At 73.6% G+C, this 16,040-nt stretch carries 16 protein-coding genes; all 16 read left to right on the top strand.

The window, feature by feature from the left end:
- The first annotated feature begins 16 nt into the window (after positions 1-16).
- The 16 genes from ACFYZ4_RS34665 (at position 17) to hypE (ending at position 15,994) form a co-directional block, all read left to right on the top strand.
- A complete protein-coding gene (locus ACFYZ4_RS34665) occupies positions 17-388 on the top strand; it encodes a low affinity iron permease family protein (protein ID WP_390785799.1) in 372 nt (123 codons plus the stop codon).
- A 537-nt stretch (positions 389-925) separates the two neighbouring features.
- Complete coding sequence (locus ACFYZ4_RS34660; RefSeq protein WP_390785798.1) at positions 926-2,668, top strand: hydrogenase maturation protein; 1,743 nt, start codon at positions 926-928, stop codon at positions 2,666-2,668.
- Positions 2,669-2,741: 73 nt separating this feature from the next.
- Positions 2,742-3,797, top strand: a complete 1,056-nt coding sequence (locus ACFYZ4_RS34655; RefSeq protein ID WP_351287052.1) for a hydrogenase expression protein HypE — start codon at positions 2,742-2,744, stop codon at positions 3,795-3,797.
- Between the two features lie 84 nt (positions 3,798-3,881).
- Positions 3,882-5,666: a nickel-dependent hydrogenase large subunit gene (locus tag ACFYZ4_RS34650; protein ID WP_351287054.1), complete on the top strand. Its 1,785-nt coding sequence runs from the start codon at positions 3,882-3,884 to the stop codon at positions 5,664-5,666.
- Positions 5,663-6,190 carry a hypothetical protein gene (locus tag ACFYZ4_RS34645; RefSeq protein WP_390785797.1) on the top strand — a complete coding sequence of 176 codons (528 nt, stop codon included), beginning with the start codon at positions 5,663-5,665 and terminating at the stop codon, positions 6,188-6,190. The genes ACFYZ4_RS34650 and ACFYZ4_RS34645 overlap by 4 nt, the downstream gene beginning before the upstream one ends.
- Positions 6,187-6,846 carry a DUF5947 family protein gene (locus tag ACFYZ4_RS34640; RefSeq protein WP_351287057.1) on the top strand — a complete coding sequence of 220 codons (660 nt, stop codon included), beginning with the start codon at positions 6,187-6,189 and terminating at the stop codon, positions 6,844-6,846. The genes ACFYZ4_RS34645 and ACFYZ4_RS34640 overlap by 4 nt, the downstream gene beginning before the upstream one ends.
- Before the next feature lie 68 nt (positions 6,847-6,914).
- A complete protein-coding gene (locus ACFYZ4_RS34635; RefSeq protein ID WP_351287058.1) occupies positions 6,915-7,619 on the top strand; it encodes a DUF6084 family protein in 705 nt (234 codons plus the stop codon).
- On the top strand, positions 7,616-9,061 hold the full coding sequence (locus tag ACFYZ4_RS34630) for a hypothetical protein (RefSeq protein WP_390785796.1): 1,446 nt from the start codon (positions 7,616-7,618) through the stop codon (positions 9,059-9,061). The genes ACFYZ4_RS34635 and ACFYZ4_RS34630 overlap by 4 nt, the downstream gene beginning before the upstream one ends.
- Positions 9,058-9,618, top strand: coding sequence for a hydrogenase maturation protease (locus ACFYZ4_RS34625; RefSeq protein ID WP_390785795.1), 561 nt, complete (start codon positions 9,058-9,060; stop codon positions 9,616-9,618). The genes ACFYZ4_RS34630 and ACFYZ4_RS34625 overlap by 4 nt, the downstream gene beginning before the upstream one ends.
- Positions 9,615-9,719 carry a DUF6893 family small protein gene (locus tag ACFYZ4_RS34620; protein WP_384340150.1) on the top strand — a complete coding sequence of 35 codons (105 nt, stop codon included), beginning with the start codon at positions 9,615-9,617 and terminating at the stop codon, positions 9,717-9,719. Before ACFYZ4_RS34625 ends, ACFYZ4_RS34620 begins: the two co-directional genes overlap by 4 nt.
- A 113-nt stretch (positions 9,720-9,832) precedes the next feature.
- Positions 9,833-10,228, top strand: a complete 396-nt coding sequence (locus ACFYZ4_RS34615; RefSeq protein WP_351287063.1) for a hydrogenase maturation nickel metallochaperone HypA — start codon at positions 9,833-9,835, stop codon at positions 10,226-10,228.
- Between the two features lie 3 nt (positions 10,229-10,231).
- Complete coding sequence (hypB, locus tag ACFYZ4_RS34610; protein ID WP_390785794.1) at positions 10,232-11,077, top strand: hydrogenase nickel incorporation protein HypB; 846 nt, start codon at positions 10,232-10,234, stop codon at positions 11,075-11,077.
- Positions 11,077-13,497, top strand: coding sequence for a carbamoyltransferase HypF (gene hypF, locus ACFYZ4_RS34605; protein ID WP_390785793.1), 2,421 nt, complete (start codon positions 11,077-11,079; stop codon positions 13,495-13,497). Before hypB ends, hypF begins: the two co-directional genes overlap by 1 nt.
- Complete coding sequence (locus ACFYZ4_RS34600; protein WP_351287069.1) at positions 13,466-13,801, top strand: HypC/HybG/HupF family hydrogenase formation chaperone; 336 nt, start codon at positions 13,466-13,468, stop codon at positions 13,799-13,801. The genes hypF and ACFYZ4_RS34600 overlap by 32 nt, the downstream gene beginning before the upstream one ends.
- On the top strand, positions 13,798-14,940 hold the full coding sequence (hypD, locus tag ACFYZ4_RS34595) for a hydrogenase formation protein HypD (protein ID WP_351287070.1): 1,143 nt from the start codon (positions 13,798-13,800) through the stop codon (positions 14,938-14,940). The genes ACFYZ4_RS34600 and hypD overlap by 4 nt, the downstream gene beginning before the upstream one ends.
- Complete coding sequence (hypE, locus tag ACFYZ4_RS34590) at positions 14,933-15,994, top strand: hydrogenase expression/formation protein HypE (RefSeq protein WP_351287071.1); 1,062 nt, start codon at positions 14,933-14,935, stop codon at positions 15,992-15,994. Before hypD ends, hypE begins: the two co-directional genes overlap by 8 nt.
- The last annotated feature ends 46 nt before the right edge of the window (positions 15,995-16,040 follow it).

The raw sequence follows: 16,040 nt of genomic DNA, 5'->3' as shown, positions 1-16,040 counted from the left end.
TGGGCAGGCGCGGGGCATGACCTTGGAGCATCCCGCGGAGCAGGGCGGCAAGGGGCGGCTCAGCCGCTTCGCGAAGCTCGCGGAACTGGCGTCGAACTTCACCAGCTCCCCCCTCTTCTCCTTCCTGTGCGTCCTGCTCGTGGCCGCCTTCCTCGCGGTCCACCTGGCGCACCTGGACTCGAGCTGGCAGCACCTGGTGGGCGACGCGATGGGAGCGGTCGCCCTGCTGCTCCTGGCCCTGCTCAAGAACTCCGAGCGCCGGGCCGAACACGCCATCCAGCTCAAGCTCAACGCCATCGCCGCCGCCCTCCTGGAACAGCAGGAGGGCACACCGGGCCAGGCACACAAGGAGCTGCGCGAGGCGATCGGCATCGAAGAACGCCGGTAGCCTCCGGCGGTTCGGCGGGGTCGGGGGTGCGCCGCTCGGGCCGGTTGGCTGCGCCGCTCGGGCCTGGCCCGGGGTGGGGGCCGGTTGGGCCGGGGTCGGGCGCCGGTTGGCTGCGCTGCTCGGGCGGGGTGTGGGGGTGGCCGGTTGTGCCGGGGCCGGGCGCGCGCCGGGGTGTCTCCTCGGACGCCGAACGTGTCGAGGGGTCGGAGCCTGCGGCGGCAGTGCGTTCGGCGCCCTGCGGGGATCACCCCGACACACACCCGACCCCGCCCCAACCGGCCCGGCTGCGCCGATCCTTCAGCCTCGCCGCACAGATTCAGCCTCGCCGGCGTTTGAGGCGCGGGGTGCGGGGCGGAGCCACGGCGGGGGCGCGGGGGTCTGATCGGCCGAGCGGCCGTCGTAAGGGGCGCTTTCGAGTGACATCGCCGCGCAGCTTCGGCCGCGGGCGCCCCGGAGTCCTCGACCATCTCAGGCGGCCGGTCATGTTCCGGGCACGCACCGCCGTACCGCGGCTCCGGGCCGCCGCTGGGAGATCACGTGTACGTCCTGCTCGTCGCGAGCGCGTTCAACAGCCTCACGCAGCGAGTCCACGCCGAGCTGCGCGACCACGGCCACCGGGTCGCGGTCGAACTCGCCCTGCCCGGCACCTCCCTGGCCGAAGCCGTCCGCGGGCACCGGCCCGACCTCGTCATCGCCCCGATGCTGCGGACCGCCCTCCCCGAGGAGGTGTGGTCCGCACACACCTGCCTGATCGTCCACCCGGGACCGGTCGGCGACCGCGGCCCCTCCTCCCTCGACCGCGCGATCCAGGACCGGGAGACCCGATGGGGGGTCACCGTCCTGCAGGCCAACGCGGAGATGGACGCCGGCGACGTCTGGGCGAGCGTCGACTGCCCGGTGCCGCCCGTCGGCAAGAGCGACCTCTACCGCGGCGAGATCGCCGACGCGGCCCTGGAGGCCGTCCTCCTCGCGGTGGAACGCTTCGCCTCCGGCACCTGCACACCCCGGCCGCAGACCGGCGGCCGGGCCCGGCCCCTCCTGCGCCAGGAGGAACGCCGGATCGACTGGGAGGCGGACGGCACCGAGCAGGTCCTGCGCGCGCTGCGCGCCGCCGACTCGCAGCCCGGCGTACGGGACGACCTGCTCGGCGCCGAGTGGTTCCTGCACGGAGGGCACCCCGAGGAGCACCTGCGCGGCCGCCCCGGCGCCCTGCTGGCCACCCGCGCCGGCGCGGTCTGCCGGGCCACCGCCGACGGCGCCGTCTGGATCCCCGAACTGCGCGCCCGCCGCCGGCCCGGCCGGCCGGCCGAGCCCAAACTGCCCGCGACCGTGGCCCTCGCGGACCGGCTGCCCCCGCTCCCCGAGGTGCCCGCGCCCCCGCACGCCGGCCCCCACCGCCGCGCCTGGTCCGACATCGGCTACCACGAGGAGGGCCAGGCCGGCTTCCTGACCTTCTCCTTCCCCGGCGGGGCGATGAGCACCGCGCACTGCCGCCGCCTGCTGGACGCGTACCGGACCGCCTGCACCCGCCCCACCTCCGTGCTGGTCCTCGGCGGCGGCCGCGACTTCTTCTCCAACGGCATCCACCTGGGCGTCATCGAGGCCGCCGCCGACCCGGCCGAGGAGTCCTGGGCCAACATCAACGCCATGGACGACCTCGTCGAGGCGGTCCTGACCACCACCGACCGCCTCGTGGTGAGCGCGCTGGGCGGCAACGCCGCCGCCGGAGGGGCCGTGCTCGCCCTCGCGGCCGACGAGGTCTGGTGCCGCGCGGGCGTCGTCCTGAACCCGCACTACCGCCTGATGGGGCTGTACGGCTCCGAGTACTGGACGTACACCCTGCCCCGCCGCGTCGGCCCGGCCGTCGCGGAGCGCCTCACCGCCGAGGCCCAGCCGCTGAGCGCCGCCGCCGCGCACCGGCTGGGCCTCGTCGACCGTACGGTGCCCTGCGCACCCGCCGAGTTCACCGGCGAGACGGAACGCCTCGCGGCCCGCCTCGCCGCCCTGCCCGCCACCACGGCCCGGATCGCCGCCAAGAAGGCGGCGCGCGAGCGCGACGAGGCGGACCGGCCGCTGGCCGCCTACCGCGAGGCCGAGCTGGCCCGCATGCGCCGCACCTTCTTCGACCCGGACGCCCCGTACCACGCCCTGCGCCGCGCCTTCGTGCGCAAGGAGCGCGCGGTCGCCACCAAGGAGCGCGCGGTCGCCACCCCGCCCGTCCCCCCGCCCGTCACTGGACTGGCCGTACCAGACGCGGCGCCCGGGCCGGACTGCTGTTAGCAAGAAGGGTGAGGACGAGACAGGCCGCCTCTCCGCACCCCCGTTCCCGACCCCCTCCCCGAGGAGGCATCCCATGGCCGCAGTGACGAAGGACCCGGTCGAAGACCCCCCGATCCACATCCTCTGGATCAACGCGGGACTGAGCTGCGACGGCGACTCCGTGTCCTTGACGGCCGCGATGCAGCCGAGCATCGAGGAGATCGTGACCGGCGTGCTGCCCGGTCTGCCCAAGATCGCCGTGCACTGGCCGCTCATCGACTTCGAATGCGGACCGGTCGGCGGCGCCGACACGTTCATCGAGTGGTTCTTCAAGGGCGAGCGGGGCGAGATCGACCCCTTCGTCCTGGTCGTCGAGGGGTCGATCCCCAACGAGAAGATCAAGCCCGAGGGCTACTGGTGCGGATTCGGCGACGATCCGGCGACCGGACAGCCCATCACCACCAGCGAGTGGATCGACCGGCTGGCCCCCAAGGCCCTCGCGGTCGTCGCCATCGGCACCTGCGCCACGTACGGCGGCATCCACGCCATGGAGGGCAACCCGACGGGCGCCATGGGCCTGCCCGACTACCTCGGCTGGGACTGGACCTCGAAGGCCGGGATCCCGATCGTGTGCGTACCGGGCTGCCCGATCCAGCCGGACAACTTCTCGGAGACCCTGACCTACCTGCTCTACCAGGCGGCCGGCTCGGCCCCCATGATCCCCCTCGACGACAAGCTGCGCCCGACCTGGCTCTTCGGAGCCACCGTCCACGAGGGCTGCGACCGCGCCGGCTACTACGAGCAGGGCCAGTTCGCCGAGACCTACGACTCCCCGCAGTGCCTGGTCAAGCTCGGCTGCTGGGGTCCCGTCGTCAAGTGCAACGTCCCCAAGCGCGGCTGGATGAACGGCATCGGCGGCTGCCCGAACGTCGGCGGCATCTGCATCGCCTGCACGATGCCCGGCTTCCCCGACAAGTTCATGCCGTTCATGGACGAACCCCCCGGCGCCAAGGTCTCCACGAAGGCCAGCGGCGCCTACGGCGCCCTGATCCGCAAGCTCCGGGCGGTCACCGCCCACACCGTGGACGAGGAACCGAAGTGGAGGCACGGCGGCCGCAGCCTGACCACGGGCTACCGCCCGCCCTGGTGACGGCCGCTCGTCCCCTCTCCCGCAGCGCAAGCGCACCGCAGCAACTCCCGCTCCCCGCATCGAAGAAGGGTCACGGCAGACACGATGGCAGCGAACACGAAGGCGGCCGGCGACGGCAGCGGTCTGGTGGAGATGTCCTGGGATCCGATCACCCGGATCGTGGGCAGTCTCGGCATCCACACGAAGATCGACTTCAAGCAGAAGCGCGTCGCCGAGTGCTATAGCACCTCGTCGGTCTTCCGCGGCTACAGCGTCTTCATGCGGGGCAAGGACCCCCGCGACGCGCACTTCATCACCAGCCGCATCTGCGGGATCTGCGGTGACAACCACGCCACCTGTTCCGTGTACGCGCAGAACATGGCCTACGGGGTGAAGCCGCCCCACCTCGCCGAGTGGATCATCAACCTCGGCGAGTCGGCGGAGTACATGTTCGACCACAACATCTTCCAGGAGAACCTGGTCGGGGTCGACTACTGCGAGAAGATGGTCCGCGAGACCAACCCCGGTGTGCTGGAGCTCGCCGAGCGCACCCCGTCCCCGCACGCCGGGGAGCACGGCTACAAGACCATCGCCGACATCATGCGCTCCCTCAACCCCATCGAGGGCGAGTTCTACCGCGAGGCCCTCCAGGTCAGCCGCTACACGCGCGAGATGTTCTGCCTGATGGAGGGGCGCCACGTGCACCCCTCCACGCTCTACCCGGGCGGCGTCGGCACCATCGCCTCCGTCCAGCTCTTCACGGACTACATGAGCCGCCTCATGCGGTACTGCGAGTTCATGAAGAAGGTCGTCCCCCTCCACGACGACCTCTTCGACTTCTTCTACGAGGCCCTGCCCGGCTACGAGGAGGTCGGCCGCCGGCGCGTCCTGCTCGGCTGCTGGGGCGCCCTCAACGACCCCGAGTACTGCGACTTCACGTACGCCAACATGACCGACTGGGGACGGAAGATGTTCGTCACCCCGGGCGTGGTCGTCGACGGCAAACTGGTCACCAACGACCTCACCGAGATCAACCTCGGCATCCGCATCCTGCTCGGCAGCTCGTACTACGACGACTGGCAGGGCCAGGAGCAGTTCGTCACCCACGACCCGCTCGGCAACCCGGTCGACCCCCGCCACCCGTGGAACCAGCACACCATCCCCGCCCCGCAGAAGCGGAACTTCGACGACAAGTACAGCTGGGTGATGTCCCCGCGCTGGTTCGACGGCAAGGACCACCTCGCGCTCGACACCGGCGGCGGCCCCATCGCCCGCCTGTGGTCCACCGCCCTGTCCGGGCTCGTCCACACCGACTACGTCCAGGCCACCGGGCACAGCGTCGTCATCACCCTGCCGCGCACGATGACCAAGCCCGAGACCCGCTTCGAGTGGAAGATCCCGAAGTGGAGCAACGCGCTGGAGCGCAACCGCGCCCGCACCTACTTCCAGGCGTACGCGGCCGCCATCGCCCTGCACTGCGCCGAGAAGGGCCTCGCCGAGGTCCGCGCGGGACGCACGCAGACCTGGGAGAAGTTCGAGGTCCCGGACGAGGGTCTCGGCGTCGGCTTCACCGAGGCCGTACGCGGCGTCCTGTCGCACCACATGGTGATCCGCGACGGGAAGATCGCCAACTACCACCCGTACCCGCCGACGCCCTGGAACGCCAGCGTCCGCGACAGCTACGGCACACCGGGACCGTACGAGGACGCCGTGCAGAACACCCCGATCTTCGAGGAGAACACCCCGGAGAACTTCAAGGGCATCGACATCATGCGCGCGGTGCGCAGCTTCGACCCCTGCCTGCCCTGCGGCGTCCACATGTACGTCGGCGGCGGCAAGACCGTGAAGACCATGCACGTGCCCACCGGCCTGAGCGGACTGGGCGGATGAGCGCGGTGCTCGACGCCGCCCAGGCGGGGCGCAGGGTCGAGGAGGTGCTCGACCGCATCGCCGCCACGGGCGACCGGGCGGCCTGCGCGGCCGCCGAGGAACTGGTGCGGGTCCTCATGGACTTCTACGGAGCCGGGCTCGCCCGGCTCGTCGGGGGAGTGGGCAAGGGCCCGCTCGACGCGGTGCTCGACGACGAACTCGTGGCGAGCCTGCTCTCCCTGCACGGCCTGCACCCCGAGGACGCGCCCACCCGGATCGCCCGCGCCCTGGGCTCCGTGGCCGACCCGGTGGAACTGGTCGGCTTCGACGAGAGCACCGGCGTCCTGCGGCTGCGCCCCGGGGCCGCCTCCGGCGGCTGCGGCTGCGGCAGCGGCGGTCAGGACGCCGCCCGGCGGACCCTGGAGGACACCCTCGCCTGCTTCGCGCCCGAGGTGACGAGCGTGGAGATGGAACCCGCCGCGGCCCCGCCGCCCGCCCTGCTCCAGATCGGCACCCGGCCCCCCAGCCCGGCGCGGGTGTCGTGACCGGGCCCGGAATCCGTACGGACGGCCCGCGCGCCCCGCGCGGGCTGCGCCGGTTCGCGGGCCCGCGCCCGCCCCGGCCCGAGACCTGCGAACTGTGCGGGGTGATCGTGCCCGGGGAGTCCCACCGCCACCTGGTGGAGACCGAGAAGCGGACGCTGCTCTGCGCCTGCACCCCCTGCGCCCTGCTGTTCGACCGGCCGGGCGCGGCCACCGGACGGCTGCGGGCCGTCCCCGTCCGCTACCTCACCGACCCGGGCCACCGGCTCGACGACGGCGCGTGGGAACTCCTCCAGATCCCGGTCGGGGTCGCGTTCTTCTTCCGTAACGCCGCCCTCGACCGGCTCGTCGCCCTCTACCCGAGCCCGGCCGGAGCCACCGAGAGCGAACTCGCCCCGGAGACCTGGCAGACCGTACTGGGCGCGGGCCGGCTCGCCGAGCTGCTCGAACCGGACGTGGAGGCGCTGCTGCTGCGCCGCTCGGAGGGCCGCACCGAGTGCTACCTGGTGCCCATCGACATCTGCTACGAGCTGGTGGGGCGGATGCGGCTGCTGTGGCAGGGCTTCGACGGCGGGGCGGAGGCCCGGGCCGCACTGGGCGCGTTCTTCGCACAGGTGGAGAGCCGGGCCAGGGTCCTGGCGGAGGAAGGGGTCCGATGACAGCGATGCCTTCGACGCCGGTGACGCCCATTACGTCGGTGACCACGGGAACGACGGAGACGGCGGGGATGACGGAGCTCGGCTTCACCTGCACCGGGGTGCGGGCCGACCCCTACGCCGCCGGCCCCACCCTCGTCTTCCGGCTGCGCATCACCGCCGCCGGGGGAGCCCGCGTCCACGCCCTCGCCCTGCGCTGCCAGATCCGCATCGAACCGGCCCGGCGCGGCTACGGCCCCGCCGAGGCCGAAGGGCTGGCGGACCTGTTCGGGGAGCGCTCCCGGTGGGGGACCACGCTCAAGCCCGTGCAGTTCGCCCAGGTCCAGGCGATGGTCCCGAGCTTCACCGGGGAGACCGAGACCGACCTGGTCGTGCCGTGCACCTACGACATGGACATCGCCGCGACCCGCTACTTCGAAGCCCTGGCGGACGGGGAGGTACCGCTGCTGATGCTGTTCTCCGGCACCGCCTTCACCGGTGACGGCGGCTTCCGGGTCGAGCCGGTGCCCTGGGACCGCGAAGCCGCGTACCGGATGCCCGTGGCCGTGTGGCGCGAGATGGTCGAGCAGCACTTCCCCGGCTGCGGCTGGCTCCGGCTGCCCCGCGACACGATGGACGAGCTGCTCGCCTTCCGTTCCCGCAACGCGCTCGCCTCGTGGGAGGCGACCGTACGCGCCCTGCTGGACGCGGCCGCCCCGCCGCCGCAGCCACCCCCGCCGGGGGCGCCCCGGCCGGGTGCGGTCCTGCCCCGTCGCACCGGGAGGACCGCCCCGTGACCGGTTCCCCGACCACGACGACCACCACCGCCGCCGAGTCCCGCTTCACCGTCGCCCGGCAGGTGGCCGACGCCGTCCTCCTCGAGGGGTACGTGCTCTACCCGTACCGGGCCTCGGCGGCCAAGAACCGGCTGCGCTGGCAGTTCGGCGTGCTCGTCCCCCCGGCGTGGGGCCGCGCGCACGACGAGCACGCCTTCCAGCAGACCGAGCTCCTGATGGAGCCGCGGGGCGAGGCGACGCTCGCCCTGGAGCTGCGGTTCCTGCGGCCGCAGCGCCGTACGGTCCACCAGGCCCTGGAAGACGGCCGTTTCGCCGAGGTGGCCGAGCTGCACCTGGAAGACCGCGTACTGGTCCCCTGGGACGAGGGCGTCGAGGAGCGGGTCGAACTGTCCGTCCCCGTCGCCGAGCTGGCCGCCGGGGAGGTGACCGTCCCCTTCCGCCGCCCGGCCCGCGACGAGACCGAGACCGTCCTCGACGCCGCCGGGCGGACGGTGGGCCGCCTGGTGCGGCGTACCGAGGAGACCGAGGGCCTCGTCCGGCTCCGTGCCACCGAACTCGACGGTGCCTACCGGGTGTTCCGGCTCCGGGCGGTGGTGGAGAACACCAGCCCGTGGGCCCCCGCGGCCGGGTCCGGAAACGGCTCCGCCGACCGGGAGGCCGCCCTGCCGTACGCGCTGGTCGCCGCCCACCTCCTGCTGGGCCTCGACTCCGGCTCCTTCCTGTCCATGACCGACCCGCCCGAGTGGGCCCGGGAGGCGGCGGCGGCGTGCGTCAACCGCCACACCTGGCCGGTGCTCGCGGGCGAACCCGGCCGCGCCGACGTGGTCCTGTCCTCCCCGATCATCCTGGAGGACCACGCGGCCATCGCCCCCGAGAGCGCGGGCGCGATGTACGACTCCACCGAGATCGACGAGATCCTCGCCCTGCGCACGGCGGCCCTGACCGACCGGGAGAAGCGCGAGGCACGCGGTACGGACGCCCGGGCGGCCGCCGTGATCGACCTCGCCGACTCGATGCCCCCCGAGGTACTGGACCGGCTGCACGGCGCGGTGCGCGCCCTGCGGGAGATCACCGGCCCGGACCAGCCGCCCCTGCTGACGGAACTCCCCTCCGAGGACACGGTGTTCAGCCCCGACACCCCCTGGTGGGACCCCGCCCGGGCGGAGACCGCGGACCCGGCCCGTGACCGGATCACGATCGCCGGCGCCTCGGTCGGCCCCGGCAGCCGGGTCCTGCTCCGCCCCGGACTGCGGCGCACCGACGCCCAGGACCTCTTCCTCCACGGCCGCGCCGCGCTCGTCGAGGCGGTCCTGCACGACGTCGACGGCGGGGTCCACCTCGCCGTCACCGTGGAGGAGGACCCGGGCGCGGACATCCGCCGCGAGCAGGGCAGGTTCCTCTACTTCCAGCCCGACGAGGTCACCCCCCTGGAGGACGCGTGAGCGGCAGGGTCCTGATCGCGGGCATCGGCAACGTCTTCCTCGGCGACGACGGCTTCGGCGTCGAGACCGTACGGGCGCTGTCCGCGCACCCGCTGCCCGACGGGGTCGAGGCGGTGGACTTCGGCGTGCGCGGGGTCCACCTCGCCTACCAGCTCCTCGACGGCTACGACACGCTCCTGCTGATCGACGCCACCGCACGCGGCGGCGAGCCGGGCACGCTCTACCTGATCGAGATCGAGGCCGACGGGGGCGGGGATCCCGGCACCGCGGGCCCCGCGGGCCCGGCGCCCGGCGCCCCCGTCCTCGACGGCCACCACATGTCCCCCGACGCCGTCCTCGCGCTGCTCGGCACCCTGTGCGCCGGGACCGGCACCACCCCGCCACGGCGCACCCTGGTCCTCGGCTGCGAACCGGCCTGCCTCGACGAGGGCATCGGGCTCAGCGCCGCCGTGACCGCCGCCGTCCCGGAAGCCGTACGCATGGCCCTGGACCTGATCCGCACCCCGGCCCCCGACGAAGCCGGCGGCCCCCACCGCGAACTGAGGAGAACCCCATGAAGAACGCCGTCATCGGCGGGGCCGCGGCCGCCGCCCTCGCCGCGGTCCTGGTCCTGGTCCTCCCCGACCTCAGGCGCTACCTGCGCATGCGCAGGATGTGACGCCGCTGCCCCTGCCGCGCCCGAATGGCGTACGGGGCGCGCCGCGCACCGGCGTGCCCGACCGTGACGACCCCGTCCCGCCGGTGTAATGAGCCCCGGCAGGACGGAGTCCCATGCACGAGATGTCCATCGCCATGGCCGTTGTGGGCCAGGTGGAAGAGGCCGCCCAAGCGGGCGGCGCGCGCGCCGTCACCTCCGTACGGCTGCGGGTCGGCGAGCTGGCGGGCGTGGTGCCCGACGCACTCGCCTTCTGTTTCGAACTGGCCTGTGCCGGAACCGTCCTCGACGGCGCGTCGCTCGTCACCGAGTCCGTGCCGGCCCGCGCCCGCTGCGCCTCCTGCCCCGGCACCTGGGCCGTGGGGATGCCCCCCGAACTGTGCTGCCCCGGATGCGGCAGGGCCACCGACGTGGAACTGCTGTCGGGCCGTGAGCTGGAGATCCTCAGCGTGCGCTGGGAGGACGGCCCCGCCGGTGCCCGTACCCGCGAACCGATTCCCGAGGAGGCCTGAACCATGTGCCGAGTGGTCGATCTGCGGCAGGCGGTACTCGCCAAGAACGACATGGCGGCCCAGGTCCTGCGCGCCGAACTCACCGCCCGTGGAACGACGGTGGTCAACCTGCTCTCCAGTCCCGGCAGCGGGAAGACGGCGCTGCTGGAGCGCGAACTGCTCCTCGCCCGTGAGCGGGGCGTGGCCGTGGCCGCGCTGACGGCCGACCTGGCCACCGAGAACGACGCGCAGCGGCTGGCCCGTTCGGGCGTACCGGTCAAGCAGGTGCTCACCGACGGGCTGTGCCACCTGGAGGCCGGGATGCTCGGCCGGCACCTGGACGGCTGGCTGCCCGAGGACACCCGGCTGCTGTTCGTGGAGAACGTGGGCAACCTGGTCTGCCCGGCCTCCTACGACCTGGGGGAGTCGCTGCGCGTGGTCCTGGCGTCGGTGACGGAGGGCGAGGACAAGCCGCTGAAGTACCCGACGGCCTTCGGACTGGCCCAGCTGGTGGTGGTCACCAAGACCGACATCGCGCGGGCCGTCGAATTCGACGAGGCCGCCTTCCGCGCCCATGTCGAGCAGGTCAATCCCGGTGTCGAGGTGGTCCTCACCTCGGCCCGCGCGGGTGAGGGGCTCGGCCTGCTGCTCGACCGGGCGCTGGCGGCGGGGGAGGGCGCCGTACCGCACACCCCGGTCATGGCGGGCCTGCCGCAGTCGCACGGCCACGATCACGACCACGACCACGACCACGGGGACGGCCATGTGCACGTCCACGGAGACGACCACGTCCACGGGGACGGTCACGAGCACGAGCACGACCACGAGCACCCGCACCCGCACGTGCGTTCCGCCGCGCAGACCCGCTGATGGAGGCCGTGCAGCGCCGCCGGGTCACCGTCCGCGGCGTGGTCCAGGGCGTCGGCTTCCGGCCCTACGTCTACACCCGCGCGACCGGACTCGGCCTCGCCGGGCACGTCACCAACACCCCCGAGGGCGTCGTCGCGGAGGTCGAGGGCGCCCCGGCCGACGTCCACCGCTTCTGTGAGCGGCTCGCCGCGGACGCGCCCCCGCTGGCCGTCGTGGACGCCGTCGACCACTGCGAGGTCCCGGTCTCGGGCGGCGCCGGATTCACCATCATCGCCTCCCGGACCGGCGGCCCGGCCCGCACCCTGGTCTCCCCGGACGCGGCCACCTGCGCCGACTGCCTCGCCGAACTGGCGGACCCGGCCGACCGCCGCCACCGGCACCCTTTCATCACCTGCACCCACTGCGGGCCGCGGTTCACCATCGTCACCGGGCTGCCGTACGACCGCGCCCACACCACCATGGCCCGCTTCCCGATGTGCGCCGACTGCGCCCGCGAGTACGGCGACCCGGCCGACCGCCGTTTCCACGCCCAGCCGGTCGCCTGCCCGGCCTGCGGCCCCCGGCTGCGGCTGCTCACCGGGCAGCCGCCCCGAGAGACGCCGGACGTCGATCCGATCGCCGAGGCGCGCCGGCTCCTGGCGGCCGGGGCGATCCTCGCCGTGAAGGGCCTGGGCGGCTACCACCTGGCGTGCGACGCCACCCACCCGGGAGCCGTGGCCGAACTGCGCCGCCGCAAGAACCGCGGTGACAAGCCCTTCGCCCTGATGGCCCGGGACCTCTCCGACGCCGAGCGGTTCGCGCACATCGGCCCCGAGGAGCGCGCGCTGCTGGCGGGAGGCGTACGGCCCATCGTGCTGCTGCGCCGGCGCGACGGCGGCGCGGCGGGTCCGGGTGCCCCGGGCTCCCTGGCCGACGGGGTGGCCCCGCGCTGTCCCGACCTCGGCGTGATGCTCCCGTACACCCCGGTCCACCACCTGCTGCTCGGCCTGCCCGGCGACCCCCCGGGCCCCCGCCTGCTCGTCATGACCAGCGGGAACCTCGCCGGCGAGCCCATCGTCACCGACGACGACGAGGCCCTGGACCGGCTCGCCGGCCTCGCCGACGCCTGGCTCACGCACGACCGCCCCATCCACGTGCCCTGCGACGACTCCGTGGTGCGGGTCTGCGACGGAGAGACGCTGACCCTGCGGCGCTCGCGCGGGTACGCCCCGCTCCCGCTGACCCTGCCGCTGACCGTCCCCCCGACCCTCGCCGTGGGCGGGGACCTGAAGAACGCGTTCTGCCTCGGGGCGGGGCGCCAGGCCTGGCTGTCCGCCCACGTCGGCGACATGGACGACCTCGCCACCCAGTACGCCTTCGAACGCGCCGAGCGCCAGCTGGAGTCCATCACCGGCGTCGGCCCCCGGCTCCTCGCCGCCGACCGGCACCCCGGCTACCGCTCCACCCGCTGGGCGGGGCGCGCCGCGGCCGGCCGGCCGCTCGTGCGCGTCCAGCACCACCACGCGCACATCGCCTCCGCCATGGCGGAGCACGGCCTGGACGGCGGCCGTCCGGTCATCGGCATCGCCTTCGACGGCACCGGCCACGGCGACGACGGGGCCGTGTGGGGCGGCGAGGTCCTCCTCGCCGACTACGCCGGGTACACCCGCTTCGCCCACCTCGGATACGTCCCGCTCCCGGGCGGGGACGCGGCCGTGCGGCGCCCGTACCGCATGGCGCTGGCCCATCTGCGGGCCGCGGGCATCGACTGGAGCCCGGACCTGCCCTGCGCCGCCGCCTGCCCGCCGGACGAAATGCCACTCCTGGAACGCCAGTTGGAACGCGGCCTGAACTGCGTCCCGACCTCCAGCATGGGCCGGCTCTTCGACGCCGTCTCCTCCCTGGCCGGCGTCTGCCACCGGGCGGGATACGAGGCGCAGGCCGCGATCGAGCTGGAGGGCGCGGCGCTCGGCGCGTGCGCGGCCGGCCCCGGCTACTCCTTCGGCCTGCGCCTCCCGCCCGGCCCGCCCGGTCCGGCCGGCAGTGGTCCGGTCACCGCCGATCCCGCGCCCGTACTGGCCGCCGTGGTGGCCGACGTACGTGCGGGCACGCCCCCGGGGCTGATCGCCGCCCGCTTCCACACCGCCGTCGGCGCCCTCGTCGGCACGCTCTGCGCCCTCGCGCGCGAGCGGCACGGACTGGACACCGTCGCACTGACCGGCGGGGTCTTCGCCAACACCCTGCTGTCGTCCGCGTGCGCCCGCAGTCTGCGCGCGAGCGGTTTCACCGTCCTGCGCCACGGCCGGGTCCCCCCGAACGACGGCGGTCTGTCCCTCGGCCAGCTCGTGGTGGCGGCCGCCGCCGACACCGACACCGACACCGCGCACCACCCACAGCAAGGAGAAGCCCATGTGCCTGGCGGTACCCGGCAGAGTGCTTGACATCGGGGAGAAGGACGGCACCCGCATGGCTACCGTCGACTTCGGCGGCGTGCAGAAGGAGGTGTGCCTGGAGTACCTGCCGGACCTCCAGGTGGGCGAGTACGCCATCGTCCACGTGGGCTTCGCCCTCCAGCGCCTCGACGAGGAGTCGGCACGCCAGACCCTCGAACTCTTCGCGGAACTCGGCATGCTCCAGGAGGAGTTCGGCGACCCCTGGGAGCAGGCCGCCGAAGCCGGCGGCGACCCCTGGCCCTTCGCCGACGGACCGGCCGTCGCCGCGCCGCAGGGGGAGGTCGCGCCGTGAAGTACATCGACGAGTTCCAGGACCCGGAGCTGGCCCGCCGCCTGCTCGACGACATCCACGCCACCGTGACCCGCCCCTGGGCGCTGATGGAGGTGTGCGGTGGCCAGACCCACACCATCATCCGGCACGGCATCGACCAACTCCTCCCGGATCAGGTGGAGTTGATCCACGGTCCGGGCTGTCCGGTGTGCGTGACCCCGCTGGAGGTCATCGACAAGGCGCTGGAGATCGCCTCCCGCTCCGACGTGATCTTCTGTTCCTTCGGGGACATGCTCCGGGTGCCCGGGACCGGCCGCGACCTGTTCCGGGTGCGGAGCGAGGGCGGCGACGTACGCGTCGTCTACTCCCCGCTCGACGCCCTGAGGGTCGCCCAGGAGAACCCCGACCGGCAGGTGGTGTTCTTCGGCATCGGCTTCGAGACCACCGCACCGCCCAACGCCATGACGGTCCACCAGGCGAAGAAGCTCGGCATCCGCAACTTCAGCCTGCTGGTGTCCCACGTCCGGGTGCCCCCGGCGATCGAGGCGATCATGCAGTCGCCGAGCTGCCGGGTCCAGGGGTTCCTCGCCGCCGGGCACGTGTGCAGTGTGATGGGCATCGGTGAATACCCCGCGCTGGCCGCGCGCCACCGCGTGCCGATCGTGGTCACGGGCTTCGAGCCGCTGGACATCCTGGAGGGCGTACGGCGGGCGGTGCGGCAGCTGGAGCGCGGCGAGCACACCGTCGACAACGCGTACGCGCGGGCCGTCCGCCCGGAGGGCAACCCGGCGGCCCTCGCCATGCTGGAGGACGTCTTCGAGGTCACCGACCGGGCCTGGCGCGGCATCGGCGTCATCCCCGACAGCGGCTGGCGGCTGTCCGCCCGCTACCGGGACTTCGACGCCGAACACCGCTTCTCGGTGACCGGCATCAACACCCGCGAGCCCGCGGCGTGCCGCAGTGGCGAGGTGCTCCAGGGGCTGCTCAAGCCGCACGAGTGCGAGGCCTTCGGCACGCTGTGCACCCCGCGCAGCCCGCTCGGCGCCACCATGGTCTCCAGTGAGGGAGCCTGCGCCGCGTACTACCTCTACCGGCGGCTGGAACTGAAGACGGTGCCCGCCGCCCCGACCGCTCCGCTGGAGGCGAGTCCCGTTGTCTGACACCGCACTCGACATCACGGGCTGGACCTGCCCGGCCCCGCTGCGCGACCACCCCCGCGTGGTGATGGGCCACGGCGGCGGCGGAGCGCTCTCCGCCGAACTGGTCCAGCACCTCTTCGCCCCCGCCTTCGGCGGCGAAGCACTCGCCCAGCTCGGGGACTCCGCGGCCATCTCCCTCGGGGGAGTCCGACTGGCCTTCTCCACCGACTCGTACGTGGTGCGGCCGCTCTTCTTCCCCGGCGGCACCATCGGCGACCTCGCGGTCAACGGCACGGTCAACGACCTGGCCATGAGCGGGGCCCGGGCCGCCTACCTCTCCTGCGGATTCATCCTGGAGGAGGGCGTCGAGATGTCCGCGGTGGCGCGCGTGGCCGAGGCCATGGGCGCGGCCGCGCGGGCCGCGGGCGTGGAGGTGGCCACGGGCGACACCAAGGTGGTCGAAGTGGGCCACGGGGACGGCGTCTACATCAACACCGCGGGCATCGGGATCATCCCCGACGGGGTGGACCTGCGCCCGCAGCGCGTGGTCCCCGGCGACGTCGTCATCGTCAGCGGCGAGATCGGCCTCCACGGGGTGGCGATCATGAGCGTCCGCGAGGGACTGGAATTCGGCGTGGACATCCAGAGCGACTGCGCGGCCCTCGGCGGCCTCGTGCAGAGCATGCTCGCCGTCACCCCGGACCTGCACGTCCTGCGCGACCCCACCCGCGGGGGCCTGGCGGCCGCGCTCAACGAGATCGCGGCCGCCTCCGGCACCGGCGTCGTGATCACCGAGAGCCGCGTCCCGGTCCCGCCGGCCGTCGCGAACGCGTGCTCCATCCTCGGCCTCGACCCGCTCTACGTGGCCAACGAGGGCAAGCTGGTCGCCTTCGTCCCGCGCCAACACGCCGACGCCGTCCTCGACGCCATGCGCGCCCACCCCCTGGGCCGGCACGCCACGGTGATCGGCGAGGCCGTCGACGCACACCCCGGCATGGTCGTCTCCCGCACCGCCCTCGGCGGCACCCGCGTCGTCGACCTCCCGCTCGGGGAACAGCTCCCGCGCATCTGCTAGCCGGCCCGGCTCCGGCCGCGGTCCTCAGCGTACGAAGAAGCCCCTG

This window comes from Streptomyces sp. NPDC001513 (assembly GCF_042894695.1).
Lineage (GTDB): Bacteria > Actinomycetota > Actinomycetes > Streptomycetales > Streptomycetaceae > Streptomyces.
Note: the sequence above shows the minus strand (reverse complement) of the source record. Positions and strands in the feature narration are given on the sequence as shown.

What these genes read in the sequence shown, in the direction of transcription:
- ACFYZ4_RS34665 (WP_390785799.1), top strand. Translation starts at nt 17, where the DNA reads ATGACCTTGGAGCATCCCGCGGAGCAGGGCGGCAAGGGGCGGCTCAGC.
- ACFYZ4_RS34655 (WP_351287052.1), top strand. Translation starts at nt 2,742, where the DNA reads ATGGCCGCAGTGACGAAGGACCCGGTCGAAGACCCCCCGATCCACATC.
- ACFYZ4_RS34650 (WP_351287054.1), top strand. Translation starts at nt 3,882, where the DNA reads ATGGCAGCGAACACGAAGGCGGCCGGCGACGGCAGCGGTCTGGTGGAG.
- ACFYZ4_RS34645 (WP_390785797.1), top strand. Translation starts at nt 5,663, where the DNA reads ATGAGCGCGGTGCTCGACGCCGCCCAGGCGGGGCGCAGGGTCGAGGAG.
- ACFYZ4_RS34635 (WP_351287058.1), top strand. Translation starts at nt 6,915, where the DNA reads ATGACGGAGCTCGGCTTCACCTGCACCGGGGTGCGGGCCGACCCCTAC.
- ACFYZ4_RS34620 (WP_384340150.1), top strand. Translation starts at nt 9,615, where the DNA reads ATGAAGAACGCCGTCATCGGCGGGGCCGCGGCCGCCGCCCTCGCCGCG.
- ACFYZ4_RS34615 (WP_351287063.1), top strand. Translation starts at nt 9,833, where the DNA reads ATGCACGAGATGTCCATCGCCATGGCCGTTGTGGGCCAGGTGGAAGAG.
- hypB (WP_390785794.1), top strand. Translation starts at nt 10,232, where the DNA reads ATGTGCCGAGTGGTCGATCTGCGGCAGGCGGTACTCGCCAAGAACGAC.
- hypF (WP_390785793.1), top strand. Translation starts at nt 11,077, where the DNA reads ATGGAGGCCGTGCAGCGCCGCCGGGTCACCGTCCGCGGCGTGGTCCAG.
- ACFYZ4_RS34600 (WP_351287069.1), top strand. Translation starts at nt 13,466, where the DNA reads ATGTGCCTGGCGGTACCCGGCAGAGTGCTTGACATCGGGGAGAAGGAC.